General features: G+C 44.3%; 24 protein-coding genes and 1 tRNA gene. 15 read left to right on the forward strand and 10 right to left on the reverse strand.

What is annotated here, in order from left to right:
* The first annotated feature begins 46 nt into the window (after positions 1-46).
* Positions 47-2,845: a M16 family metallopeptidase gene (locus tag AC6H3C_RS09010; protein ID WP_497520427.1), complete on the forward strand. Its 2,799-nt coding sequence runs from the start codon at positions 47-49 to the stop codon at positions 2,843-2,845.
* 176 nt (positions 2,846-3,021) lie between these two features.
* Entirely contained in the window at positions 3,022-3,456 is a 435-nt protein-coding gene (locus tag AC6H3C_RS09015; protein ID WP_497520428.1) for a Spy/CpxP family protein refolding chaperone, read from the forward strand.
* A 93-nt stretch (positions 3,457-3,549) separates the two neighbouring features.
* On the opposite strand, the gene AC6H3C_RS09020 is transcribed toward AC6H3C_RS09015, so the two are convergent.
* The 3 genes from AC6H3C_RS09020 to AC6H3C_RS09030 form a co-directional block, all read right to left on the reverse strand.
* The gene (locus tag AC6H3C_RS09020; RefSeq protein ID WP_497520429.1) at positions 3,550-4,284 is read right to left on the reverse strand and encodes a nucleotidyltransferase family protein; all 735 of its coding nucleotides are present in this window, start codon (positions 4,282-4,284) and stop codon (positions 3,550-3,552) included.
* Positions 4,285-4,516: 232 nt separating this feature from the next.
* The gene (ribH, locus tag AC6H3C_RS09025) at positions 4,517-5,002 is read right to left on the reverse strand and encodes a 6,7-dimethyl-8-ribityllumazine synthase (protein WP_497520430.1); all 486 of its coding nucleotides are present in this window, start codon (positions 5,000-5,002) and stop codon (positions 4,517-4,519) included.
* A gap of 71 nt (positions 5,003-5,073) precedes the next feature.
* Positions 5,074-5,763: a tetratricopeptide repeat protein gene (locus AC6H3C_RS09030; RefSeq protein WP_497520431.1), complete on the reverse strand. Its 690-nt coding sequence runs from the start codon at positions 5,761-5,763 to the stop codon at positions 5,074-5,076.
* A gap of 185 nt (positions 5,764-5,948) precedes the next feature.
* Here AC6H3C_RS09030 and recF point away from each other — a divergent pair, with 185 nt between their 5' ends.
* Positions 5,949-7,073 carry a DNA replication/repair protein RecF gene (gene recF / locus AC6H3C_RS09035; protein ID WP_497520432.1) on the forward strand — a complete coding sequence of 375 codons (1,125 nt, stop codon included), beginning with the start codon at positions 5,949-5,951 and terminating at the stop codon, positions 7,071-7,073.
* Positions 7,060-7,350 carry a DciA family protein gene (locus tag AC6H3C_RS09040; RefSeq protein ID WP_497520434.1) on the forward strand — a complete coding sequence of 97 codons (291 nt, stop codon included), beginning with the start codon at positions 7,060-7,062 and terminating at the stop codon, positions 7,348-7,350. The genes recF and AC6H3C_RS09040 overlap by 14 nt, the downstream gene beginning before the upstream one ends.
* Here AC6H3C_RS09040 and ndk read toward each other — a convergent pair whose 3' ends face one another.
* Complete coding sequence (gene ndk / locus AC6H3C_RS09045; protein WP_497520435.1) at positions 7,351-7,770, reverse strand: nucleoside-diphosphate kinase; 420 nt, start codon at positions 7,768-7,770, stop codon at positions 7,351-7,353.
* Between the two features lie 117 nt (positions 7,771-7,887).
* Here ndk and AC6H3C_RS09050 point away from each other — a divergent pair, with 117 nt between their 5' ends.
* Genes AC6H3C_RS09050 through AC6H3C_RS09060 form a run of 3 tightly spaced genes read left to right on the forward strand, consistent with a single transcriptional unit; the run spans position 7,888 to position 10,620 of the window.
* Positions 7,888-8,922, forward strand: a complete 1,035-nt coding sequence (locus AC6H3C_RS09050; RefSeq protein ID WP_497520436.1) for a DHH family phosphoesterase — start codon at positions 7,888-7,890, stop codon at positions 8,920-8,922.
* A 60-nt stretch (positions 8,923-8,982) separates the two neighbouring features.
* Positions 8,983-9,498, forward strand: a complete 516-nt coding sequence (locus AC6H3C_RS09055) for an FKBP-type peptidyl-prolyl cis-trans isomerase (RefSeq protein WP_497520437.1) — start codon at positions 8,983-8,985, stop codon at positions 9,496-9,498.
* A gap of 60 nt (positions 9,499-9,558) precedes the next feature.
* On the forward strand, positions 9,559-10,620 hold the full coding sequence (locus tag AC6H3C_RS09060; RefSeq protein ID WP_497520438.1) for a septation protein IspZ: 1,062 nt from the start codon (positions 9,559-9,561) through the stop codon (positions 10,618-10,620).
* A gap of 48 nt (positions 10,621-10,668) precedes the next feature.
* On the opposite strand, the gene AC6H3C_RS09065 is transcribed toward AC6H3C_RS09060, so the two are convergent.
* A complete protein-coding gene (locus AC6H3C_RS09065; RefSeq protein WP_497520439.1) occupies positions 10,669-11,370 on the reverse strand; it encodes an SAM-dependent methyltransferase in 702 nt (233 codons plus the stop codon).
* Between the two features lie 78 nt (positions 11,371-11,448).
* On the opposite strand from AC6H3C_RS09065, the gene AC6H3C_RS09070 reads away from it, so the two are divergent.
* Complete coding sequence (locus AC6H3C_RS09070; protein WP_497520440.1) at positions 11,449-12,228, forward strand: MBL fold metallo-hydrolase; 780 nt, start codon at positions 11,449-11,451, stop codon at positions 12,226-12,228.
* Between the two features lie 148 nt (positions 12,229-12,376).
* On the opposite strand, the gene AC6H3C_RS09075 is transcribed toward AC6H3C_RS09070, so the two are convergent.
* From AC6H3C_RS09075 to rbsK, 4 genes are read right to left on the reverse strand one after another with little or no spacing between them, the layout of a single operon-like run.
* Positions 12,377-13,372 carry a GRP family sugar transporter gene (locus AC6H3C_RS09075; protein ID WP_497520441.1) on the reverse strand — a complete coding sequence of 332 codons (996 nt, stop codon included), beginning with the start codon at positions 13,370-13,372 and terminating at the stop codon, positions 12,377-12,379.
* Positions 13,373-13,382: 10 nt separating this feature from the next.
* A complete protein-coding gene (locus AC6H3C_RS09080) occupies positions 13,383-14,945 on the reverse strand; it encodes an ADP-ribosylglycohydrolase family protein (protein WP_497520442.1) in 1,563 nt (520 codons plus the stop codon).
* A 35-nt stretch (positions 14,946-14,980) separates the two neighbouring features.
* Positions 14,981-15,967, reverse strand: a complete 987-nt coding sequence (locus tag AC6H3C_RS09085) for a nucleoside hydrolase (protein ID WP_497520443.1) — start codon at positions 15,965-15,967, stop codon at positions 14,981-14,983.
* 23 nt (positions 15,968-15,990) lie between these two features.
* Entirely contained in the window at positions 15,991-16,911 is a 921-nt protein-coding gene (gene rbsK / locus AC6H3C_RS09090) for a ribokinase (RefSeq protein WP_497520444.1), read from the reverse strand.
* Positions 16,912-17,115: 204 nt separating this feature from the next.
* Between rbsK and AC6H3C_RS09095 the strand changes: the two genes are divergently transcribed.
* Positions 17,116-18,606, forward strand: coding sequence for a hypothetical protein (locus AC6H3C_RS09095; protein ID WP_497520446.1), 1,491 nt, complete (start codon positions 17,116-17,118; stop codon positions 18,604-18,606).
* 4 nt (positions 18,607-18,610) lie between these two features.
* Here the strand turns inward: AC6H3C_RS09095 and AC6H3C_RS09100 are convergent, their stop codons facing one another.
* On the reverse strand, positions 18,611-19,798 hold the full coding sequence (locus AC6H3C_RS09100; protein ID WP_497520447.1) for an MFS transporter: 1,188 nt from the start codon (positions 19,796-19,798) through the stop codon (positions 18,611-18,613).
* 198 nt (positions 19,799-19,996) lie between these two features.
* Between AC6H3C_RS09100 and asnA the strand changes: the two genes are divergently transcribed.
* The 6 genes from asnA to AC6H3C_RS09130 all read left to right on the forward strand — a co-directional run bounded on the left by asnA (position 19,997) and on the right by AC6H3C_RS09130 (position 24,828).
* Complete coding sequence (asnA, locus tag AC6H3C_RS09105; RefSeq protein ID WP_497520448.1) at positions 19,997-21,031, forward strand: aspartate--ammonia ligase; 1,035 nt, start codon at positions 19,997-19,999, stop codon at positions 21,029-21,031.
* 84 nt (positions 21,032-21,115) lie between these two features.
* A tRNA-Arg gene (locus AC6H3C_RS09110) sits at positions 21,116-21,189 on the forward strand.
* 441 nt (positions 21,190-21,630) lie between these two features.
* Positions 21,631-21,906, forward strand: coding sequence for a type II toxin-antitoxin system HicA family toxin (locus AC6H3C_RS09115; RefSeq protein ID WP_497520449.1), 276 nt, complete (start codon positions 21,631-21,633; stop codon positions 21,904-21,906).
* 2 nt (positions 21,907-21,908) lie between these two features.
* Positions 21,909-22,247, forward strand: coding sequence for a type II toxin-antitoxin system HicB family antitoxin (locus tag AC6H3C_RS09120; protein WP_497520450.1), 339 nt, complete (start codon positions 21,909-21,911; stop codon positions 22,245-22,247).
* 654 nt (positions 22,248-22,901) lie between these two features.
* Positions 22,902-23,594, forward strand: coding sequence for an RNA polymerase sigma factor (locus AC6H3C_RS09125; protein ID WP_497520451.1), 693 nt, complete (start codon positions 22,902-22,904; stop codon positions 23,592-23,594).
* A gap of 40 nt (positions 23,595-23,634) precedes the next feature.
* Positions 23,635-24,828, forward strand: coding sequence for a FecR family protein (locus tag AC6H3C_RS09130; protein ID WP_497520453.1), 1,194 nt, complete (start codon positions 23,635-23,637; stop codon positions 24,826-24,828).
* The last annotated feature ends 28 nt before the right edge of the window (positions 24,829-24,856 follow it).

Here is a 24,856-nt window from a genome sequence, read left to right on the forward strand (position 1 = left end):
TGAGATGACACCGACAGATACTTATTTAAAAATAAAATATTAAACTATGAAGCAGCTTTTCAGTTTTCTGTTTTTATTGTTGTCCTTGTTTGGCGTTGCCCAGCAACCGCAGGACAGCTTACTTCCGATTGATCACAAGGTTAGCAAAGGCGTTTTGGAAAACGGGATGACCTATTACGTGCGGTCGAACAGTACGCCCAAGAACAGGGCCGATCTGTACCTGGTGGTTCGCGCCGGTTCAATTGATGAAGATGATGACCAACAGGGGCTGGCTCATTTTGCCGAACACATGGCCTTTAACGGTACAAAAAATTTCCCAAAAAATGAATTGATCAAATACCTCGAATCCATCGGAATGGAATTCGGGCCGGAGGTAAACGCGTATACCAGCTTCGATGAAACCGTTTATATGATTAAAGTTCCGCTGGATGAGGACGAATACATCGAAAAAGGCCTCCAGGTGTTGTACGACTGGGCTTGCCAGACGACCGACTCGGATGAAGAAATTGAAAAAGAACGCGGCGTCATTCATGAAGAATGGCGTGGTGGCCGCGGCGCTAACGAACGGATGATGCAGAAATGGATTCCGGTTTTATTGCACGAAAGCCGCTATGCCGAGCGCCTGCCGATTGGAAAGATTGATATCATCGACAACTGCCCCCCGGAAGCTTTACGGCGCTACCGGAGTGACTGGTACCGGCCTGATTTGCAGGCAGTAGTGGTTGTAGGTGATTTTGACCAGGAAGAAATGGTGAAACGGGTCAAAGATAAATTTTCAGACATTCCTGCAACGAAAAAACCAAGGGAAAAAGAAATTTTTGCCATTCCCCGACATGCTGAAACCCTCGTTTCGGTAGTGACCGATAAGGAAGCCAGGTATCCCGTCGCCAACATCTACTATAAACATCCTTTGAAAATAAGTAAATCCCTGGCAGACTACCGTGAAGGAATTAAACATAGCCTGTTTAACGGCATGATCAATAATCGCCTGCAGGAATTGGCCCAATTGGCTGATCCTCCCTTTATTACCGCCGGATCGGCCTACGAAGAGCTTTTTGGTCCGGTAAGTGTTTACAGTTCCGGCGTTTTATGTCAGAACGGGCATATTGAGCGGGGGCTAAAAGCGGTTGTCGAAGAAAATGAACGGGTGATGCGTTACGGTTTTACCGCTTCCGAACTCGAACGGATGAAAAATGCCTTGCTGGCATCTATCCAAAAATCATATAACGAACGGGACAAGCAACGCTCGGAAGCTTATGCCGAAGAATATAAACGAAACTTTTTGATGACCGAAGAACCGATCCCGGGTATTGAAAACGAATTTTTGTATTATCAGCAGTTCCTTCCCGGAATTAGCCTGGATGAAGTGAATGCCCTGGCGAAGAAATGGATTACCGACGAAAACCGGGTTGTGGTTGTCACGGCGCCCGAAATTGAGGGTGTAAAGGTTCCGTCGGATGACGAGATCCTGGCCATCCTGAAAGACGTTGAAAACAGCCATTTGGTCGCATACGATGACGTTGTCGCCGATAAACCCCTGATTGATCAGGAAATTACCCCCGGGAAAGTTGTTGGCGAAAAACAGCTCGATGAAATTGACGCCCTGGAATGGACCCTTTCGAATGGCGCCGTGGTGGTACTGAAAACAACCGATTTTAAAGATGACGAAGTGTTGTTTACCGCCTATAGCCTGGGTGGAAAATCGCTGTACGGACAGGAATATGATATCTCGGCCGATTTCGCGGCTACCATTGTCGCCATGAGCGGAATAAGCGGATTCGATAAAGTGACCCTGGATAAAATGATGGCCGGCAAGGTTTTCTCTATCTCACCTTTTATCCGCGACCTGACTGAAGGTTTTTCGGGCCGTTCGTCGGTGAAGGATTTGGAAACCATGATGGAAATGCTTTATCTGTATTTTACCGATTTGCGTGTCGATTCGCAGGCATTTTCGTCGTACATGAGCCGGTACGCCAGTTTTATTGAAAACCGGGTGGCCTCTCCCGAAGATGCCTATAACGATACCCTCCAGGTGGTGTCGGTCAATTATCACCCAAGGAAACGGCCTCTGACCAAAGAAATCCTTCAGGAGGCCAGCTTTGAGGCGATTGAAAAAATTGCCCGCGAACGTTTTGCCAATGCAGCCGACTTCAAATTCTTTTTTGTTGGAAATATCGATCCGGAAACCTTTAAACCCGTGGTTGAACGGTATATTGGCGGACTACTTTCTTCGGCAGAACGTGAAAATTGGGTCGACATGCAGGTGAAATCGCCCGATGGGGTGATTGAGAAAACGGTTTTTCGCGGGCAGGAAGAGAAAAGCCTGAGTCACATTACATTTCACGGCAACTTCAATTATTCCAGGGAAAACCTGGTGATGATTGATGCATTGGGGAAAATATTGTCAACCCGTTTGCTCGAAGTGATCCGCGAGGACAAAAGCAGCGTGTATTCCATCGGCGCCAGGCCGTCGGTTGAAAAAATGCCCGTTCCGAAATACAGTATGTCTATCTATTACGGAACATCACCCGAAAAAGTAAAAGAACTGCAGGAAGATATCTTCCGCGAAATCGCGGACATTGCAGGGAATGGTTTGTCGGATGAAGACCTGCAAACAGCAAAAGAAAAAATGCTCAGGGAACGGGAAAATAACCTGCGCGAAAACAGTTTCTGGCTTTCGGTGATCAATAACGGATATTTATACAAGGATGGTGATTTCAGTGATTTTTCAGGTTATGAAGAGCTGGTTAATCAGTTGACAAAGGGAAAAATCATGGAGGCTACCAAAACTTACTTCAATTTTGAGAATTATTATCAGGTCATCCTGAAGCCGGAACTGAAATAGAACCAGGCCTGTGCCAAGCGGATGATGCGGATGTTTATTGATTATACGATCAACTGCTATCCGGATCATCCGCCTGAATAATATTCCGTTTCTTTCATGAATTAAACCAATCTCAAAAACCGGAGTCAAAGCAACCGAGTGACAAACAAGTTTATTTTTCATTTAAACGAATAAATATGAAAAAGCTTTTTTTGATAACAATTCTATTTCTTGGTGTATTTTCTCTGGCACAGGCACAACGGGGTACCGGCGAACGTCCTTCTCAGGCGGGAGGCGAACGCCAGCGGATGGACCCGGCAGAACGGGTTGAACGTCAAACCCAACGCTTAAAAGAGACCCTGTCTTTAACCGATGAACAAACCGTGAAAGTGAAAGCAATTTTTACAAAGTATAGTGAAAAGCAGCGCGAAGCTTTCGACAAGGCTCGGGCATCAGGCGAGGAATTTGATCCTGAGAAAATGCGCTCGCAAATGCAGGCAACGATGGCCAGCCAGGACAACGAAATTAAAGCCTTGCTGACTGCCGAGCAAAAAGTAAAATATGAGGCCCATATCAAAGAGCGGCAGGAGCGAATGCAAAATTTTAGAGGGGGAAGGCCTGGAGACAATTAGTGGCGGATCTTTTTACCCGCTAAAAAGGCTGTCAGAAAAACGCTTTAATTCAGACGAATCATTGAATTTGCTTTTTTTTGACAGCCTTTTTGTTTACTTTTCGATTTGTTGAATCAAGCGGCCGGCTTCAGCCAACTCATCATATCGGCCTAAATCCATCCAAACCGATTCGGTATCTTCGAAAGCGATTATTTTCTCGCTTGCCGCCAGGCGCAGGTATAAATCAATAATAGAAAATTTCCCGTTTTCGGTGATTTTCCCGGGTAGTTTGGGGTCAATCAGGTGGATACCGCTGAAAGCCAGTTGCCGGGAGTCATCGGTTGCTCCGGGGCGGCTGATCTTCAGTTCCCCGGTCTTTACATTTTTCCAACCCGATAGTTGCCGGTTCCGGTCAAAAAGCAAGTACCGGGAGGTAACGCGGTTTCTGACAACCAGGCTGGCCAGCGCCCCCGATTCTTTGTGGGCCTGCAACAGCCGGTTGAGGTTTAAGTTGGTCAGGATGTCGACGTTGATCAGCAAAACCGGTTCATCGCCCTGCAAATAGCGTTTTGCGTGTAAAATACCTCCGCCGGTATCCAGCAGGGCATCGCTTTCGTCCGAAACCGAGATCCTGATCCCGAAGTTTTTGTTTTGTGCCAGAAAACCGGTGATTTGCTCCGGAAAATGGTGGACATTTATCGTGATATCGCTGATACCATACGATTTTAAATAGCAAATACTTCTTTCCAGCAAAGTTTTCCCGGCGATTTCGACCAAGGCCTTGGGCCGGGTTTCGGTCAGGGGTTTTAGCCTCGTACCAAGTCCCGCTGCAAAGATCATTGCTTTCATAGTTGGAGTTTAGATATGAGTACGAGTACCGAGTACTGTTGACTTACCACTAATTGCCATTAGACATTAGTCATTAGTCATTAGTCATTAGACATTAGTCATTAGTCATTAGACATTAGTCATTAGTCATTAGACATTAGACATTAGTCATTAGTCATTAGTCATTAGTCATTAGTCAATAATCAATAATCGATAGTTTGTCTTCGTTCTGATTCGTGTGCCGGCTACCTGGTTAAGCCATGTTTTTTTGTAAATCGACCATTTTAATGGCGGTTACCGCAGCTTCGTCTCCTTTGTTGCCCAACTTGCCTCCTGCCCGGTCAAGCGCTTGTTGCTCGTTATCGGTTGTTAGTACGCCAAAAATGAACGGTTTGTTATATTTCAGGTTTAAGTCGGTTGTTCCTTGAGTAACGCCCTGGCAAATAAAGTCGAAATGGCGGGTTTCGCCATGTATGACGCAGCCAATCAGGATGATCGCATCTACTTGCGTGTATTCTGCCATAAATTGTCCGCCCAGCGGCAACTCAAATGTTCCGGGAACATGTTTGACGATGATGTCCTTTTCGCTTACACCATGCCTGATCAGGGTGTCAAAAGCGCCTTGGGCCAAAGCTCCGGTAATTTCGTAATTCCATTCGGCCACCACGATGCCCACTTTCATGCCGGCGGCAGAGGGAACCGATTCGATGTCGTATACGGATAAATTTTTTGTTGCCATAACAGTGTTGTTTTTGCAAAAATAAAAAATCCCCTGGAAGGAGGGGATTTTAAATACTATTTTGGATTGATTTATTTTTTTAACTGATTTTCGGCCCGGGCGATGTACTTGTCAATGGTGCGGGCTTCGGTTGAAGCCGGGTAGCCGGTTTTAATTTCCTGGTAAGCTTTCAGCGCTTCGTCAAATTTACCTTGCGACTCAAGTAAGTTCCCGGCTTTCAGCAGGTACACCGGCGTAACAAATTCATTTTTGTACGAATAGGCTTTTTTGTATGCGCTTAATGCCTTTTCGGGCTCATTTAATTCGTGATAAGCATCGCCTTTGGCGCCGGCGGTAACCGGGGCAAGCAACAGGTCGTCGGTTTTAAATTTGTTTAGATAGCTGATGGCTTCTTCGAACTGACCTAAATGCAGGTACGAGATTCCGGTATAATAATTGGCCAGTTTACCGGCTTTTGTCATGCCGTAATCATCAATAATATCCAGAAAACCCAGGTAGTTACCATCGCCGTTAATGGCCAGATTGAACGAATCTTTCTCGAAATATTGCTCCGCCATAAACATTTGTTCCTGGGCGGTTTTTTCTTTCGGGAAAATATAAAGCCGGGTGAAACCAAGATAACCGGCCACCACTGCCACAATCACAGTAATCACGATGGTCAGAATTTTCTGATTATCTTCGATAAACTGTTCGCTCCGGGTTAACGCGATTTCAACTTCCGATAAGCTGTCTTCTTTTTTTATGTCTTTATTCTTTGCCATTTTCAATAAGGTTATTCCAAATTTGTGACGCAAAAATATGCTTTTTTATAAAACAATAGCCACAAAGCGCTTATAAAATTTAATATTAATAAACACATTGTTGTTGGCAAATAAGCCTGCGAATAAATCATTCACCGTTCCCGCTATATTTTTATTAGTTTTGTTGTTACTAAAGATTGACATGGATGTACCTTGATCGTTTATCCTTACTGAATTTTAAAAATCTGGAAGAAGTTGATTTGCAGTTTTCACCCGATTTGAATTGTTTTATCGGCAATAATGGCGCGGGCAAAACCAACCTGATGGATGCCATTTATTACCTGTCGTTTTGTAAAAGCTTCTTAAATCCGGTTGATGGACTGAATATCAGGCACGATGAAGATTTTTTTGTGATCCAGGGAAAGTACAGCCGCTTGGAACAGGACGAGCATATTTACTGCGGCTTAAAGCGGGGGCAAAAAAAACATTTTAAACGGAATAAAAAAGAATACAGCAAACTGGCCGGGCATATCGGTCTGCTGCCCCTGATTATTGTTACGCCTTCCGACTTTGACCTGATCATGGGTGGCAGCGAAGAACGCAGGAAATTTTTGGACGCCCTGATTTCGCAATACGACCAGATCTACCTCGATCAACTGATCCGGTACAACCGGGCGCTTTTGCAGCGGAATAAACTGTTGAAACAGTTTGCCTCGGAACGCATATTTAATCTCGACAGCCTGGAGGTTTGGGATGATCAGCTGGTGCATTACGGCGGCTTAATCCATCAAAAAAGGGTGGAATATATCCGGCAACTGCAACCGGTTTTTCAGCAATATTACGAGCTGATCTCTTCGGGAAAAGAGAAGATCGGGATGATTTACCAGTCGCAGTTGGATGAAGGCGATTTTTCGCTGCTTCTGAAAGAAAACCTGCAGAAAGACCGGATGATTCAATTCACATCTGTTGGAATACATAAAGATGATATTCTTTTCAATTTGGGTGAACATCCGATTAAAAAATTAGGATCGCAGGGGCAGAAAAAAACCTATCTGGTATCGCTGAAACTGGCCCAGTTTGATTTTATCAAAAACATGTCGGGAATAACCCCGATTTTATTGCTGGATGACATTTTTGATAAACTGGATAAAAACCGGGTGGAACAAATCGTGAAGTTGGTGGCTGAAGATCATTTTGGTCAGATTTTTATCACCGATACCAACCGCGAACATTTGGATCAGATTATCGGGGAAGTTGATGCCGATTCAAAAATATTCAGGGTGAGCGAAGGAACCGTAACCGAAACCGAAACAGGAAATGAGAAAAAGTAATACAGAAAAGTTAAGTCAGGTAATCCGGAATTACATCGAAGAAAACAAACTTCAGGCAAAATTATCCGAGGTCGACCTGATTGCGTCATGGGAAGAGCTCATGGGGAAAACGGTAGCTTCGTACACCGAGGAGTTACGCATTAGCCAGGGCACCTTGTTTGTAAAGACCAGTTCGCCGATATTACGGAACGAACTGCTGATGATGAAGGAAGAGATCAGAAAACGACTGAACGAAAAAGCAGGGGTGGATTTAATTCGTCAGATCGTTTTTCGTTAATCAAAACCGTTCAACACGCGAAAAAAAGAAATCGCATTCTTTTATGGCATTTTCATCACTGTCTGAACCGTGAACGGCATTGTGCGTTTTCGATTCGGCAAATAATTTCCGGATGGTGCCTTCGGCTGCTTCCAGCGGGTCGGTTGCACCGATCAGTTCGCGAAAGTCGGCTACGGCATTTTCTTTTTCCAGAATTGCGGCCACAATGGGAGCCGAACTCATAAAATCAGTCAGATCTTCAAAAAATGGTCTCCCTTCGTGTACCTGGTAAAATTCGCAAGCCTGCTCTTTTTTCAACTTGGTGTATTTCAGTGCTTTTATGACAAAGCCGGCTTCGTTGATTTTTGCTAGTATCGGACCAATCAGGTTGCGTTCAACGGCGCCTGGTTTGATGATGGTGAGAGTTCTATTGCCACTCATAAAATTAAAGTTGTTTGTTGTTAGTTAAGAATGGCGGTGAATTTAAAAAATTAATTAATGAATTATGGATTGGGGCGTAAAATTTTATCTTTGTAACTCCTAAAAAAAAATACTGTTTTGAAATCTTTTGATATTGAAGTTATTAATCTTTTTAAGGCGACGTTGGACAAGCAAAACTCGCCGATTGTGATTTTGCCGCATGTGAATCCCGATGGCGATGCCGTTGGATCGGCGCTGGGTTTGGCGCGGGTTTTAAAGAATGCCGGGAAGCAGGTTGCCGTAATTTCTCCAAATTATTATCCTGAATTTTACAGATGGATGAGTGGCAGCAGCGAGACGCTGATTTATACCGGGGCCAAAGAAAAAGCGGCTAAAATCATGAAAGAGGCCGGGATGTTGATTTGCCTCGATTTTAACCACCTTTCCCGGACAGGCGATATGAAAGAGCTGGTCGAAAATTATGCAGGTGAAAGTATCCTGATCGACCATCACCCGTATCCACAGGATTTTACCCGCTTGCAGATCTCGCATCCCGAATATTCGTCGACGGCCGAACTGGTTTTTCATGTGGTGAAGGCTCTGGGCTACGAAAAGTTTTTCGATAAAGAATCGGCCGAGTGTCTTTTTTGCGGAATCATGACCGATACGGGATCTTTCGATTATAATGTTTCGGACCCGCAAACCTTTCAAACCGTGAGTGAACTGCTGGCTTACGGGATTAATCCGGAAGAAATTCACAGCCAGGTGTTTGATAATTATTCGGTCGATCGGATGCGTTTGCTGGGTTATTGCCTCAGCCAATGTATGGAAGTATTTCCCGAGTACCATGCCGCCGTGATGTACCTGACCAAAGAGGTACAAAAACAATTTAATTTTGTTTCCGGCGACAGCGAAGGTTTTGTCAACTACCCGCTTTCGATCAAAGGAATTCACTTTAGTACTTTATTTACCGAAAAAGATGATCATGTGAAAGCCTCATTCCGCTCAAAAGGGAAATTCGCGGTGAACGAGTTTGCTTCGGAACATTTTAACGGGGGAGGGCATCGCAATGCAGCAGGGGGCGAGGTTTTTTCAACTTTACAGGAAACCCTGGATCAATACAAAAAACTTTTACCCGAGTTTAAGTCGAAATTGGTTGAAACAAAATGTTGAAAATACAACCAATTTTATTGGTTTATAATCAACGATTTACGAAGATATAAATTTTACAAGATGACAAGAATAAAAGGGCTTTTCAAATATGTTCTGCCGGTAGTGATGGCAGTTATGGTTTTCGCTTGTTCTGACGATCCTGAAGTGGAACAAATCGATTATACCCCTCAGCGGGAGGCTGCGATTATTGATGAATACATCGATTTCTTGGTCGAGGAAGGCTATGATGTCGACACAACCGCTTTGGGTGTTTTTTATGTGATCCTCGAAGAGGGCGAAGGCGAATTTGTTCAGCAGGGAAATTCCATTGGGATTAAGTATGTTGGCTTTTTCCCGGAGAGCGGGGCGGTTTTCGATCAGTCGGCTTATTGGTACGACAATGGCATTTGGAAATTTACCTATCCGTCAACCGGACTGATTTCCGGCTTTAACGACGCTATTGGGCAGTTAAATCCCGGGGCCAGAGGATTGTTTCTGATTCCGTCGATACTGGCATACGGAACAACAGGTTATGGCAGTATTCCTCCGTACTCGCCCCTGGCTTTTCAAATCGAACTAAGCGGGGTTTATGAATAATCCGATTGTTTATTCCATGACCATCATGCCGTCGGAAATGGGGAGCCGGCTTACTTCCGTATGAACAGACAACAAACCGACCTGCTGAAAAAAATGCTGCCGGGTTTTATCCCGCTGTTTGTATTCATTCTGGTGGATGAATTCTGGGGGACCCGCGCCGGGTTGATTGCCGCGCTGGTTATTGGTATGGCCGAGTTAATCTGGATTGGCCTTCGTGAAAAACGTTTCGACCGGTTTGTGCTGTTTGATACGGTATTGTTGCTGGTTCTTGGCGGGATTTCGATCATACTTGACAATGATATTTTCTTCAAGCTGAAGCCTGGCCTGGTTGAGTTAATTCTTTGCGCGGTACTGGCCCTGTCGGCATTTTCGAAGGTGAACATTGTAGCATTAATGAGCAAGCGCTACATGAAGGATATGACGCTTTCGGGCGAACAGATGGCGAAGATGAGGCGTAGCCTGAAGCTGATGTTTTATGTGTTTTTTGCGCATACCCTGCTCGTTTTTTATGCGGCTTTTTATTTATCCGATACGGCCTGGGCATTCATCAGCGGGGGATTGTTTTACATCTTGTTTGGTCTGGTGTTTCTGATTGAATTTATCCGTCAACGATCAGCCAATAAGAACGTTGAAAACGAAGAGAGCCTGCCTGTCGTCAATGAGGACGGGCAGATTTTGGGAATGGCTCCGCGCTCGCTGTGCCACAGCGGACAACAGTTGCTTCACCCGGTGGTGCATTTACATGTATTGAATAAGCATAAGGCCATTTATCTGCAAAAGCGGCCGATGGATAAACTGGTTCAACCCGGGAAATGGGATACGGCAGTAGGTGGGCATATCGCCTATGGCGAAGACCTGCAAACGGCGCTGAAACGCGAAGCCTGGGAGGAACTCGGATTGAACGGTTTTCAGGCAAAGCTGGTAAAAAAATATGTTTGGGAAAGCGAGCTGGAACGAGAGCTGGTTTATGTGTTCGAAACTTACGATTATCAGAGTATCAACCTGCACTCGGATGAAGTAACTGAAGGTAAATTCTGGACCAGGGCGCAAATTGATAAAAATCTGGGACAAGGCGTTTTTACTCCGAACTTTGAACACGAATACCGGATGCTTTTTCGTTAAGCAAGTATTTTGTTTAATCCGCGCTGCCCACTGCGACCGAAAACTAATTCATCTTCCCAAAACAAAGATTGTTGGCCGTTTTTGGATATCCGGTTTTTTCGTTTTCCACTCGGTGATTGATCTGGTACGGATAAACTCGGTTTCGAGGGTTAAGTCGCAGGCAATGCAAAGCCGGGTTTGCGGCTGACAGTTATTCAGTAAATCGTCCAGTAGTTGCAGGTTTCGGTAAGGCGCCTCAATAAACAACTGGCTTTGATTTTCGGCATAAATACGTTTTTCCAGCAGTTTGATTTGTTGCACTTTCTCGTCTTTTTTGATTGGCAAATAACCGTTGAACGCAAAATTCTGTCCGTTCATACCCGAAGCCATCATGGCCAGCAGGATGGAAGAGGGCCCGACCAGCGGGATGACCCGAATACCTTTCTCGTGGGCAATCCGAACGACGTCGGCGCCCGGATCGGCCACTCCCGGGCAACCGGCTTCCGACATCACCCCGACGTGCTGGCCTGCTTTGATGGGTTCCAGGTAGGCGTCGAGCTGATTTTTGTCGGTGTGTTTGTTCAATTCGTAGAAATGGAGCGAATCAATATCAATAGTCTGGTCTGTTTTTTTTAGGAAACGCCGGGCTGTGCGAATGTTTTCAACAATAAAATGAGAAATGGAATGAATGATTTCCCGGTGATGCGCCGGGATCACCGTCTGTAATTCACTTTCGCCCAGCGTGAGGGGGATCAGGTAGAGATTCGCCATGTATCAATTTTTTTTCAAAAATAATTAATTTCAATCCACAGGCCCAAAAAATCAAATTTTTGTAGTTTTGCAAACTGCATGGATACCCCGCTACACATCAGTCTGGAATTTTTGGGTACCGGCACTTCACAGGGAGTTCCGGTGGTGGCTTGCGATTGTCAGGTTTGTTTGTCCGCTAACGAGAAGGATAAGCGACTGAGGGCGTCGGTTTTAATTGAAGTAAATGGTTTAAAACTGGTTATTGACGCGGGGCCGGATTTTCGCCAGCAGATGTTGCGTGTGGGCTTGCGTCAGTTGGATGCCATTTTGCTGACCCACGAGCATACCGATCATATTTTTGGTTTGGATGATATTCGCGCATTCAACTGGGTGCAGCGGCATCCGACCGATATTTATGCCGAAGAACGGGTGCAGGAAGCGATTAGGCGCGTGTTCAGTTATGTTTTTGCCAGCAACCGGTATCCGGGAATTCCGCAAATGACACTGCACCTGGTTGAAAACAAACCATTCCGTGTGAAGTCGCTGGAAGTTCTTCCCATCCGTGGTTTTCACCACATGTTGCCGGTGTTTGGTTTCCGGATTGGCCGCATGGCTTATTTGACCGATGTTAATTCGCTCGAATCAGAAGAAAAAGATAAATTGTTTGGTTTGGATGTATTGGTTGTCAATTCGTTGCGTCTTGAGCCGCATGTTTCGCATTTTAACCTCGAAGAAGCCTTGAATCTGATTGATGAGGTAAGGCCCCGAAAAGCCTACCTCACCCATCTTTCCCACCAGTTGGGCTTGCACGACGAGATTCAGCGGCAACTTCCGGAGCATGTTTTTTTGGCGTATGACGGGCTCCGGTTGGAGATTTGAGCCATGCTTCCTGTTAAAGATCCAGTGTTTTTTTTAGCTTAAAAAATTGATTTTCAGTAATAACCGCTAAGAAAGCGGACATGAAAACCGATTGCCTCAGAAATGGGCGAGGGTTCATTCAATATGAACCCTCATGCAAACTTCGTTTTTAGATCCCTGCGTAAATAATTAGCGAGATTCCGGCGACAAACAGCAGAAACATGGCCGTTAGTAAGCCCGAAGTGCCACCTGTATGCTTGAATTCTTTCCAGATAAAAACGCCCCATAGAGCAGCGACCAAAGTGGCTCCCTGACCTAATCCGTATGAAATGGCAAAACCGGCTTTTCCTGCAGCAAGAATACTGAACGACATGCCGATGCACCAGATCAGTCCGCCTAAAATGCCCGTCAGGTGTTCTTTCGGCCTTCCGGAAAAATAGTTGGCATATGAAACGGGTTTCCCTTCAATGGGCTTTTTCATCAAAATTGTGTTAAACAGGAAGTTGCTTGCCAGGATGCCCAGTGCAAAAATAAACACAGCCGTGTAGGGGCTGAGGTAACCGCTTTCCGGTTGTTCGAGATTGCTTGCCATCGAACCGGCGACAAAGCGATAGAACAGAGCCATTAAAATACCTCCGCTTACAGACAAAAGAATTCCTTTGGCCGGGACTTTGCTGTTTTGAGATGCTTTTTTGCGGTAAGCCAATGCATCCAGAACGATGGCAAGAGTAATTAAGCTGACACCTGCGAACAGCCAGGTAGCGTCGCCCTGAGGACTGGCAATATAATTGATCAGCACACCCAGTACCAGTGCAATACCAATGCCCACCGGGAACGCTACAGCCATTCCTGCCACCGAAATAGCGGCAACAACCAGAATATTGGCTGCATTGAAAATGATTCCTCCCGTAAAAGCGTTTAACAGCTTTCCGGGTTCGGCTTGTGCCAAATCGCGGAGAAATGAACGTCCTTCATTTCCAAAACTACCCAGAGTAAAAGCAAAAAGTAACGACATAAGAACAATTCCCGCCACATAGTCCCAATAGAACAATTCGAAACGCCACGATTTCTCGGCCAATTTTTGAGTGTTGGCCCACGACCCCCAACAAAGCATGGTGATCATACACAGGAAAACAGCAACCGGATAAGATGATACAATATACATAAGTTAAGGTTTAAAGAGGTGTAACTTGTTGCGCTATATTTGCCTCCGGTTTGCGTGAGTAGATCAGATAATGATTCATCCGAACCGGGTGACATCTTTCTTTTGAGATTAATTTTATGCGAACTTCGTGTTTCCCTTCCGCGAGCCCAAAACGCCAGCATACGTCGTGTTTTCGTTCTTTAAAACCTGCAGGCATCATAAACGTTTCTGTCTTTTGCCCGTCAATAAATACTTCTATTTCAGGATCCGGTAATGTTTCGTGTTGCCTTTGGGTTCGGCCATTGACAACAAATCCGTTTCCTTCAAAATTAAATAGAAACTCATCATTTCCGGGTTCTAACATTTGATTGATCTCATTTTTGAGAACAGGGAAATGATCATGAAAGCCTATTTCCAACGCAACGGCCTTAATTTGTTGCCGGGGAAGCCGGATCACGGAGGCGGAAGTATCGGCTCCGTTTTTTTCCAATACGGCCAACGCGTGTTTGTAGCCAATTGCGTAAACATCATTCAGCGACATTGTCGTGTATCGGAAATTCAGGTCTTCAACCGGATAAAGCGGTATTTTCCAATATTCAGGAATTTGGGAATAGCCCAGCATGGTTCCCAAAATTCCACCGGCGCTGGCCGGGTTGCAGTCTGAGTCCTGGCCGCAGCGTGTGCTGATATCGATGGTTTTGGTAAAATCGCCTTCACCGTAAAGTAATCCGATGACGATGTAGGCGGCGTTAATTTTTGCATCAATATTGAAAGCCGAAAAAACGCCGTCGGGACATCCGATATCAGAAGACCATTTTCGTTCGCATTCGAACCAGGTTTGTTTCCAGTCATTGGGAAACTGCTTGTGCCAACCGATGACGTCGGTTATGCACTGATGAAATTGAGATTCGGATGGAATGGTTTTTAAGGCTTCCGATACCACCCATGTTACATCATCGGAAATGAAAGCCAATGAATACATGGCTGCCACGTATACGCCTCCATACCAGCCATCACCATAATTCATAATGTGGCCGATTTTGTCGCAGATTTCCGAGGCGGTATTCACCATTCCGGGCGACATCAAGCCTGCGAAGTCTGCTTCTATTTGAAAATCAATATCTTCAGAGTGGGGGTTGTTCATCCAGAAGCCTGATTCGGGCGGCATCATTCCGTTGAGAATATTGTACCGTGCTGCCTGGTTGGCATGCCATAAGTCATAATCAGCATGGGCAAAAGCCAGCGCATGCGAACTTGCCGGCGCGTCCATACCTTCTTTTTCAAAAACATCCACAAAGGTGAGGTCCATGTAAATGTCATCGTAGAGCCCTGGCGAATTTTCGTAATACCATTTGCATCGGTTTTCATCCCAGGGAATGGGGTGGTAGTCCTGAATCATGGTTCCGTTAAACCTGAATTCTGTCGGTCCTCCGTAAGTACATCCAATTACCTGGCCGGCCCAACCACCTTTGATTTTATCCTGAAGTGCGTTTTTTGAAATTTCGTTGCTGTAGGTCTGATCCGCTCCGTACCTCTTTTCGGTACAGGACATGATTGTCAGTAAAATGGTTGTCAAGTATATGAATTTTTTCATCGGTTTGTTTTTAAATTATTCGTGTCAGGTGAAATTTATCTCGGTTCGTACATCATCAATTCATCAATAACATCTGCAATTTTTTGATAAGGGTACTTGTGCGAGAGAAAATAGTGGTTTGCATTCGTATCCGGGTCCCAGGCATTTTGTCCGTTTTCGAAGATGATGAACTTGCCGGGACCATTCACATAAAAATATTTTTTCGGATTGCGTATGGCACAAAGTACGGCTGTTTGGTCCCATGAATTTCGTTTTTCCGATTTTTTAGACTCATAAGTATCCAGATTGTACCGATATGCCCAGGCCAACGGGTTATCAGCCGAACCTTCGTCAGCAAGCTTGCAACCGGTCATTATGCTGACTCCGATTTCAAATCCGCTGAAAAGGATGGTCGTCGGCCAGTTTTGAAAGACATAAAACGATGCTTCCGGGTGTTTATTCACGTTAAATTCACCTCCCTCCGGAAAACGGCCTGCCATGGCGACCCAGCATTTCACTTTCTTTTTGACCAGTTCCATCCCGCTTAAAGGTGAAAAATGATCAGGTCCTGATTTTAGCAAACCGGCCAGATTGCTTGTGAATCCAACAGTAACAATGGTGACGCTTTTATCTTTTTGTTTTGCCAGCGTTTTTCGGTAAACATCAACGGCAGAAGGATAGTCAGCATTTGTTTTTCTTTCACTTAAAAACAGGGAAACAATGGAATCATTCCAGTGATTTCGGGCAGTAAAGTCGGGTGCATCGGGCACTGCTGCGCCAACAGGGATGTCCGGCCTTCTGAAAAAGCGGTTAAAGGCTTCTATGGTTGGGGCAATAGTCGGGTAGGCATCGCTGGCGCAACAGGCCAGTATTTCACACTCGCCCTTGTTGGCCAAAGCATGCAGCACGGCGATTGCTCCAACATCGTCATAATCGGGTCCCATATCGGTGTCGAAAATGATTTTTACAGGTTCAGCGGAGTTGCCGGTAAAGGCGTAAGCTATTGAAATGGAAATTGCTAAAAGTAAGCTTCTCAGTTTCATCGATATCTGTTTTAAGTTGGTTTTTAATTATTGGTATGGGTTTCGACTTCTTTTCGCGACGGAATGGAAGATTGTGCGCCGATACGGGTAACAGATACTGAGGCCGCTTTGCAGGCAAACTCAACAGCTTGTTGCAGGGGCTTATCTTCGGAAAGCGCAACGGCCAGGGCGCCGTTAAAGGTGTCGCCGGCGGCAGTTGTATCGGTTGCAACCACCGCCGGGGCGCTTATCAACCCCGAAAACCCGTCGCTTAATACATAGGCACCTAATGCCCCCATCGTAATTATGACAATTTGAATTCCTTTTTCTTTTAGTTTTATGGCAACTGTTTTCGCCGACTCTTCGTCGGTTACCCGTAAGCCGGTAAGAAGTTCAGCTTCGCTTTCATTGGGAGTTATCAGGTAAATATTTTTCAACAATCCATCGGGCAACTGATCGGCCGGGGCAGGGTTCAGAATTACTTTTTTCCCTTTCCGGGAGGCAATTTCAGCAATATGGGCAACCGTTGACACCGGAATTTCCAATTGCAGCAAAACGATTTCCGAGTCTTCCATGACCGAAATTGCCTGGTCAAAATCGGTTTCCGAGAGCGTTCCGTTCGATCCGGGCGCTACAACAATCGAATTTTCTCCTTTCGAATCAACCGTGATCAGCGCAACACCACTCGGATTTTCGGGATCGGTGGCTACAAAATCAACATTGATTCCTTCGTCTTCCAGTAATTGCATGGCTTGTTTACCAAAAATGTCGTTGCCAATTTTTCCAACAAACGAAACCATTCCGCCCAATCGCCTGGCAGCTACAGCCTGGTTGGCCCCTTTACCTCCCGGATTCATCAGAAACCGGCCACCAAGGATCGTTTCTCCGGGAGCAGGAAATTTTCGCGTTTTTATAACCATATCGGTGTTGGAACTTCCAACAACCAGAATTTTTTTGATTGTCATATTCTTGTTTTATCGGCACACTAAATTATCTGATTTTGGCGTTTAATTTGTTCCAATATTTACTCATTTATATATTTTTAGCGAATAAATTATGTCTTAAAATATGATTATTTATTTGATATATAACGATTTAGTAAGATAAAACCGGCTGGTATTTTATATTTTTAATGCTTCGTAGATGAATACAATGTTTTTAAACAGCATATGACCAAAATTGATACACTTTTGCATCTGGTGAATTCGATGACAAAAGCAGAAAAGCGTTTTTTGCAGTTAAATATGAAAACCTACGGTGCAAATAAGGATTATCAGACTTTGTATAATTTGCTGCAGTTGCCAAAAACCAACGCTGCCTTAGTTCGGAATCTTTTTAAGAAACAACGTCCGAAAGCTGGTTTCGACATCTGTTGTCATCATCTGTACCGCTTGATCATTAAAAATCTGATTGCTTTTGAAGCGGAAAAGGATATTGAAAATATTTTGCTCAAGAACCTTCAGGAATGTAAAATTCTGTTTCAACGGAGTCTCTACAGCGATTGTTTTAAGCTGATAAATAAAAGTCAGGAGATAGCGCAGAAACAAGAGAAATTCAGCATTTTTTGTTTATTTGCGCGCCTCGAGTTACAGATGCTTAATCAGCTTGAATTTAATGAGATACCCGAAGAGGAACTGATCAAAAAGCAAAGCCGGCTGGAAGCGGTTTCGCGCCAACTGCGGGCGATCGATAACCATTACGCGTTGTATTATCTGATCAGACACAAACAGGTAAACCAAGGGCCAACCCGCAGTAACGCGGAAAGAGAAAAATTAAACGACCTGGCGTTTAATGAACTTCAGGCAAACGTCGGTCAAGTGAAAAATTCGTTTGAGGCAACTAAAATCCACCTGCTTTTTCAAACAGCTTATTTTATGATGACGGCCAATCCGCGTTCGGGCCTGAAAACCTGCTACGAGTTAAACGATTTGTTTGAGTCGAATAAACACCTCTGGGCTTCGCCTCCTGTTCACTATATATACCATATCCAGGGAATTCTCCATAGCCTGAGGGTATTCGGACAATATGGAGAGATACCCTATTTTATCAGCCGGCTGAAAGAAATTGAGACAGTCGACTCAAAAGCGCGGGCTTTGGTTAATCACCTGACTTTTATTTTCGAAAGTTATCTGCTGACCGACCAGATGAAATACGCTGAAGCTTTACATCATCTCGAACATTCGCAATCAGAACCTGATATCCTGCAATCAAACCTGCCGCTGGCCTTGTTTGCCGAGCTGGTTTTGCAGATTGCCCTGGTACGCTATCAAAACAAACAATGGAGAGAGGCGATAAAAACGCTTAAACTAATTTTAAGCCGCGGCAAATCAATTCAACAACTTGCCGTTTATCCGTCTTTCCGTCTTTTTACGGTGATAATACATTTTGATTTGAACGACTTCGAGTTTATTACTTATGAGATACGGTCGTTTGAGCGGGAGCTGAACCAACTGGCCGGATCAAAACAAAGCGAACGGCTGATACTCGCCCTGATAAAAAAACTGATATATACCAATGATCAGGAAAAGCGGAGACTTTTGATTGAAAAGTGCATTTCGCAGCTTGAACAGTTGATGATCAACCCCAACGAGAACTTGCGGATCAGATCGATCGATTTGACCGGCTGGTTGATTTTGATTCATAAAAAATACGGCGGGTGATCTTTTATTCAGAACCTCTCTCCAATGGTTTCTTCAACAACGGCAAAGCGCTGATCACCGCAATAATTAAATAACTCAGTCCGGCAAACAATAGAGCGATCTGCAGGCTGAAACGGTCGGCGAGGTAGCCAAGTAAAGGACCGATTATGGCAAAATTAATACGGATCACAAAATTGCGGACCGACAAAATTGTTGCGCGTACTTCGGATTGGGTATAGCGGTTGATGTAATCTTTAAGAATCGGATGCGCGATTCCACGAAACAGGTAAAACATGAATAAAATGGCCATACCGGCCAGGCTGATTTCTGCTGCCGACAGGAAATACCCCAGGCTTAACCCCCCGATGATGAGTAAAATCGATTTGCGTTGTCCCAGCGCCAATTCTGCTTTATACGAAAACATCGACGAAATGCCTACCGACAGGTTCAGTAGGGTCCACATCAGGCCAAAGAGCGGGAGCGGCAGACCGGCTTCTTTGAAATAAGGTTGTACAAACCAGGCAAAGGTCAACGAAGCCGTCCCGGTAGCCGACGAAACAAGCAGGGCTGAGCGAAGTTCCCGGTGCAGAAAGGTGTTACGGATGGTTTGCAGCGTATCCTTAAAGGTGCGAACCAGCCCGGGAGCATGTATTGCAGGTTCTTTTAACAACAAAGTCGCCGGAATGGCCAGGGAGGCTACGCCAAGCTGAACGTAGAAAGGCATGCGTAAACTCAGTGTCGCCAGCAAACCGCCGCAAACTCCGGCAATAGCTTCCGAAAAATTGCCGGCTGAGGTAATCCAGCCTTCCTGTTTCATATATTCTTTGTCGCGTTTTGCCTGTTTCAATGTATCGTAAAGCATCGCCGAATCGGCTCCCGAAACAAAACTGTGCCCGACTCCCAATATCACCTCCGCTATAGCAAATGCCCAAAATCCGTAGGAAAAACTGTAGAGCGAAAAACCGGCTGCTCCCAGCAGGCCGCCTGCGATCAGGGTTTTCTTTCGGCCCCAAACATCGGCCATGTAGCCCGAGGGAATTTCCATCATCACAATAGCTGCCGAATAGATTGATTTCAGCCAGAAGATATCCTGCATGCCGAGCCCGTTATCCTGATAAAAGAGAACAACGACCGGCATCACCAGGTTAAACCATTTCGAGAATTTAATCAGGTACAGGTTGATGATATTTGTCCGGATGGTACGGTTTGCCATGCTGCAAAAATAGAAAAACGGACGTGTGTATTTTGCCGTCAGAACCAGGGAAATGAAAAAAATGTTCGGTAAGCGCTGTCAGTTTTAAAGTTTTGCCTATAAAAAAATGTCAAAATGAAAGATTCTTTTACTACTTTTGGCCGGATAAATTATTTATTGTAGGTTAATCTGTCTATCAGGCAGTAAATTAAGACGAATATGAAATTGTATTTTCCGGAAAACTATGAGTCCTACCTGAATCTTAAACAGACAGAGAAGGCAATTAAGTTGGTGAAAGATTTCTTTCAGCAGGATTTAGCCTCGGAGCTAAAACTGAGCCGGGTTACCGCACCGCTTTTTGTAATGAAAGGCACCGGTATTAATGATGACCTGAACGGGATTGAACGGCCGGTTGCCTTCCCGGTGAAAGAATTGGATGACAAGGTTGCCGAAGTTGTTCACTCACTGGCTAAATGGAAACGCATGACCCTGGCGGACCTGGAGATCGATCCCGGTTACGGTTTGTATACCGATATGAATGCCATCAGACCTGATGAAGAGTTGGATAATATACATTCGCTTTACGTTGATCAATGGGACTGGGAACGGGTAATTATCCCCGATGAACGAAACCTGGATTTCCTGAAAAAAATTGTTAAAAAGATTTATACGGTGCTGTTACGGACCGAATTCTTTGTATACGAGCACTATCCTCAAATAAAACCGATCTTACCCGAAGAGATTACCTTTTTCCACACCGAAGAACTGGCCGAAATATATCCCGATCTGACGCCGAAAGAACGGGAAACTACGGTGGCTCAAAAGTACGGGGCTGTTTTTATTATTGGCATCGGAGGCGAGCTTCCCTCGGGCGAAAAACACGACGGACGCGCTCCCGACTATGACGACTGGACAACCGAAACAGTAAACGGCTACAAAGGATTAAACGGTGATATCGTGATTTGGAATCCGGTATTACAAAGCGCCTTCGAGATCTCCTCGATGGGGATCCGGGTGGATAAGGAAGTTTTATTGCAACAATTGAAGATGACGAATACCGAAGACCGTAAAAACCTGCTTTGGCACAAACGCTTGCTCAACGACGAGTTTCCGCTGTCGGTGGGAGGAGGGATCGGGCAATCGCGCATTTGCATGTATTTCTTAAGAAAAGCTCATATCGGCGAAATCCAATCGAGCATTTGGCCCGATGAAATGTATGAGCAATGCCGTAATCACAATATTCACCTGGTCTAAACCGGATCGTCCGGAATCGAAAAATAGGCTTTTATTGGGTTGCTTATTTTGATATTTTTATATCTTTGCAACCGCTTTAAGGATGCCTCGGTAGCTCAGTTGGATAGAGCAACTGCCTTCTAAGCAGTAGGTCATGGGTTCGAATCCCGTCCGGGGTACTTGCAGAAAAGCTCTGATAATCAACAAGATGTAAAGATTGCCAGAGCTTTTTTTATTGCTAAAATCTTTTGGATTCGACATTTTTAAAGGTTAGTGATTGAAATAAAAAAAAAAAACGGCAATGCCGCTTAGGTGTGACTTACAACTCTGACCACGAAGGCAAGAATCAGCAAGATAGTTTCCTCCCGTGCCACCGTACGACCCTGCCTTAATATTTGTGTGAGATGTAGCATAGCCGTACCTTCGTGAATATTTCAGAATTGTAAGTCGGAATATATAGTAGAAAAAATAGTCATAACGTAATCCTGTTGATGTTATATAGAATAGGTCCAAATTTAAAGGTGGTTCAGAGGGGGTATTTTGATATGTTAGAACTTTTTCAGCAAATAAATTCGTATTTGCAACTAAAAATAGTTACATTTGCATGAATGATATTTTTAATGACAACAAAAGACAAGCTAATAGAAAGGTTTAAGACATTGCCAAAGGATTTTACATTTAATGAATTGTCGAATCTTTTAAAAGGGCTTGGATTTGAGATAAGCAATAAAGGCAAAACGTCGGGTTCGCGCGTAAGATTTATCAACATTGCAAGCAAATCAATTATCGACTTGCATAAGCCGCACCCTGGCAACGTGATTAAAGAAAGCGCCTTAAAGGATGTTTACGAAAAACTTATTCTTAATGGGTTTATAACTAAAAAAGAGGGGAAATAGTCATGGACAATCTGGAATACAAAGGCTATTATGGTAGCGTAGAATACAGCAAAGCAGACAACTGCCTTGTTGGTAAAGTGCTTGGTATGAATAAAGATTCAATCACTTACGAAGGTGCAACGATTGACGAACTTAAAGCTGACTTTGAGCATGGGATTGATAGTTATTTAAGCGGGTGTGAAGAATTGGGGATTAAACCAAGAAAAGCCTTCAGTGGCTCGTTGAATGTACGGATACCATCTGACGTACATAGCAAGGTTGCTTTACTGGCAGAAAAGGCTGGTGTTTCTATCAATGCTTTCATCAGGGAAGCGATAGAAGAACGTGTACAGGTTATTTAAATAATAATTGTATCACATTTAAAAAAAGCAAGTTATAATAAATTAAAACAGAGGGAACGTTTTGTTTTCGTTCCCTCTTAAGTGCATAAAATTCTCAATAACTGTTGCCTTATTTTCCCATACAATTTAGGCGTAGACTGCACTGCTATGCTGTTTATGGCCCTCCGTGTATTAAATCAGCGATGAACACGAAAACAAAGTATTTTGCCTTTGAAAAGGCCCGTGAAAGCATTATGTCGGTAACCTTCCCTGTTCGTCTGTCAACCCCGGCCAGACAGGTTCAACGCTGCAAATCATTTGATCCGAAAAATGCTTATGAGCGAGTAGGTCAGAAAACTAAATCTCAAATTTTCGATTAAATGGATTTTGCCGACAATCCCAAACTGTCAGCACAACGATATGCCCGGTAATAATTTCATAAAATAGCATGCAATTCAGCACAATTTCAGCCCTTACATTATACAAGATATAGGCAAAATTTCAGCGAGCTATTCTGTCGTTAACCCGGAGTGAGGTATCTTTCTGTGAAAATTTTTGTATATTGCTACGATGGGAGTTGTTTGTGCACCCTGAAAGTGCTGATTATTTGGCATTTTTTCGGTACAATTTCCTCTTCTTTATGAATTATTCAGGCTGGAAAAAAGAATTTTGCGCATGTCATTAGCAGAAACAAAAGGGGGTGACTTCAGGGATAAGTGGTTCTCATTTGTTCAGGAGGGAGATATGACGTCCCTTTCTGCCATTTACTATGCTCATTTTGATCTTTTGTTTGATTATGGCCGAAAGTTTACTTCCGACGATTTTCTTATCGAAGATGCGATTCAAAATGTTTTTGCAAATCTCATCAGGTTCCGCGAACGGCTCGAATATGTACGGACGATCAGAAGCTACCTGATGGCTTCCTTTCGTAATGAATTGTTTCAGCAAATCAGGCGTAACAGGAAACTTATGTGGACTAACCGGGCACTTGAGCTTCCGTTTGTGCCGGAATATACCATTGAAGAAGAAATTGAACAGGAAGAGAGCCAGTCGGGAATGAAAAAAGTATTGCTGAAAAGTATTCAAAAACTGACCTCAAAACAGCAGGAAATATTATTTTTGCGTTACGATGCCGGCTTATCTTACGAAGAAATATCAAAGACACTGAATATCAGTGTCGAATCGTGCCGAACCTCAGTTTATCGGGCCATTAAGGGCATCAAAGCTGATCTCCTGCAGATGAACCATAAAGATTTCCTGTTTCTTTGCCTGGTCATGCGGAAAGTTAAAAATATGTTTTCCATATCAGGTTGTAACTCATTGTATCAGATTGATATAAATCCTGCCTTGTTTTTTTATATCAATTAACCTGTTTTTTCTGTCTATGTTTTTTTAACCGGACACTCCTGTGAGTAAAATTCAATTTCTCATGTTGCTGATGGAAAAACAAGACTGGGATTTTTCGGACCTGCTTCTCGACGATTCTTTTGTGGAGCATGTAAACGATCCCTTATGCTCGAAAGTGTTTATCGAACAGTTAAAGGATGAGTTTCCCGATAAAACGGATGAAATAGAGATGGCGGTAAACGTGTTGCAGGGGATCAAAAATAAACGCGGAGAATATTTGTTGCATGAAAAGCAGAATCTCTGGAATCGGATTGCAGGGCGTGATGCCCAGCTTCGTAAACTTTGGTTTGTACGGATTGCCTCGGGCATATTGCTGATTATTGGTTTGGGAACCGTTGCCGCTTTAATGCAGGGAAAGCACGATCAGATTGATCGGATTGTCGGTAATTTTGCATCGGATACGCTGGTTCCCGGGCTGATCTTTTCTGATGGGCGACAGGTCGCTTTTAGCGGGGAACATTCTTCGGTATCTTACTCCAGTGACGGAGTCCGTGTCGAAATTAACGACAGCGCGCAGATCAGTCAGGAAGTTAAAGCCGACGTCTATAATCAGCTGGTGGTCCCTTACGGGAAAAATGCCAGTCTGGTGCTTTCCGACGGAACAAAAGTGTGGGTCCATTCCGGCTCCCGATTGGTGTATCCTCCGGTTTTCAACGGTAAAAACAGGGAGGTTTATCTTTACGGGGAAGCTTATTTTGAAGTCACCTCCAATTCATCCAGGCCATTCATCGTTAAAACAGATCACTTCAATACAAGGGTTTGCGGAACCAGGTTTGTGGTGCAGGCCTATAAAAACGAAGATTTATATTCGACCATTCTGCTGGAAGGACAGGTAAGCCTTTCAAACAAACAGAGCCTGTTTCGAAAAGAGGTGTTGCTCGAGCCCGACCAAAAAGGATCAATTTCGGCAGGGGATGGAACTTTTGATGTGAACCGGGTTGAGTATGCCGAAAACTATATTTCCTGGATTCATAACCATCTCAACTTCAACAACGAAAAGCTGGATCAGTTGCTGGGGCGGGTTGCCCGTTATTATAATATTCTGATTGAGTTGCCTGAATCGGTCCCGCCAAAGGTAGTCTCGGGCAAACTTGATCTGAAAAGTGATCCTGAACGGGTGTTGAGAGGAATTGCGGTCCTTGCAAATCTTCGGTTAGCCGTGGAGGAGGGCGGGTATAAATTGTATAAAAAATAGAAAATCCGGCTGATGGTTGCAACATCAA

The organism is Gaoshiqia sp. US2 (assembly GCF_059705485.1).

What these genes read in the sequence shown, in the direction of transcription:
- AC6H3C_RS09010 (WP_497520427.1), top strand. Translation starts at nt 47, where the DNA reads ATGAAGCAGCTTTTCAGTTTTCTGTTTTTATTGTTGTCCTTGTTTGGC.
- AC6H3C_RS09015 (WP_497520428.1), top strand. Translation starts at nt 3,022, where the DNA reads ATGAAAAAGCTTTTTTTGATAACAATTCTATTTCTTGGTGTATTTTCT.
- AC6H3C_RS09020 (WP_497520429.1), bottom strand. Translation starts at nt 4,284, where the DNA reads ATGAAAGCAATGATCTTTGCAGCGGGACTTGGTACGAGGCTAAAACCC.
- ribH (WP_497520430.1), bottom strand. Translation starts at nt 5,002, where the DNA reads ATGGCAACAAAAAATTTATCCGTATACGACATCGAATCGGTTCCCTCT.
- AC6H3C_RS09030 (WP_497520431.1), bottom strand. Translation starts at nt 5,763, where the DNA reads ATGGCAAAGAATAAAGACATAAAAAAAGAAGACAGCTTATCGGAAGTT.
- recF (WP_497520432.1), top strand. Translation starts at nt 5,949, where the DNA reads ATGTACCTTGATCGTTTATCCTTACTGAATTTTAAAAATCTGGAAGAA.
- AC6H3C_RS09040 (WP_497520434.1), top strand. Translation starts at nt 7,060, where the DNA reads ATGAGAAAAAGTAATACAGAAAAGTTAAGTCAGGTAATCCGGAATTAC.
- ndk (WP_497520435.1), bottom strand. Translation starts at nt 7,770, where the DNA reads ATGAGTGGCAATAGAACTCTCACCATCATCAAACCAGGCGCCGTTGAA.
- AC6H3C_RS09055 (WP_497520437.1), top strand. Translation starts at nt 8,983, where the DNA reads ATGACAAGAATAAAAGGGCTTTTCAAATATGTTCTGCCGGTAGTGATG.
- AC6H3C_RS09060 (WP_497520438.1), top strand. Translation starts at nt 9,559, where the DNA reads ATGAACAGACAACAAACCGACCTGCTGAAAAAAATGCTGCCGGGTTTT.
- AC6H3C_RS09065 (WP_497520439.1), bottom strand. Translation starts at nt 11,370, where the DNA reads ATGGCGAATCTCTACCTGATCCCCCTCACGCTGGGCGAAAGTGAATTA.
- AC6H3C_RS09070 (WP_497520440.1), top strand. Translation starts at nt 11,449, where the DNA reads ATGGATACCCCGCTACACATCAGTCTGGAATTTTTGGGTACCGGCACT.
- AC6H3C_RS09075 (WP_497520441.1), bottom strand. Translation starts at nt 13,372, where the DNA reads ATGTATATTGTATCATCTTATCCGGTTGCTGTTTTCCTGTGTATGATC.
- AC6H3C_RS09080 (WP_497520442.1), bottom strand. Translation starts at nt 14,945, where the DNA reads ATGAAAAAATTCATATACTTGACAACCATTTTACTGACAATCATGTCC.
- AC6H3C_RS09085 (WP_497520443.1), bottom strand. Translation starts at nt 15,967, where the DNA reads ATGAAACTGAGAAGCTTACTTTTAGCAATTTCCATTTCAATAGCTTAC.
- rbsK (WP_497520444.1), bottom strand. Translation starts at nt 16,911, where the DNA reads ATGACAATCAAAAAAATTCTGGTTGTTGGAAGTTCCAACACCGATATG.
- AC6H3C_RS09095 (WP_497520446.1), top strand. Translation starts at nt 17,116, where the DNA reads ATGACCAAAATTGATACACTTTTGCATCTGGTGAATTCGATGACAAAA.
- AC6H3C_RS09100 (WP_497520447.1), bottom strand. Translation starts at nt 19,798, where the DNA reads ATGGCAAACCGTACCATCCGGACAAATATCATCAACCTGTACCTGATT.
- asnA (WP_497520448.1), top strand. Translation starts at nt 19,997, where the DNA reads ATGAAATTGTATTTTCCGGAAAACTATGAGTCCTACCTGAATCTTAAA.
- AC6H3C_RS09115 (WP_497520449.1), top strand. Translation starts at nt 21,631, where the DNA reads ATGACAACAAAAGACAAGCTAATAGAAAGGTTTAAGACATTGCCAAAG.
- AC6H3C_RS09120 (WP_497520450.1), top strand. Translation starts at nt 21,909, where the DNA reads ATGGACAATCTGGAATACAAAGGCTATTATGGTAGCGTAGAATACAGC.
- AC6H3C_RS09125 (WP_497520451.1), top strand. Translation starts at nt 22,902, where the DNA reads ATGTCATTAGCAGAAACAAAAGGGGGTGACTTCAGGGATAAGTGGTTC.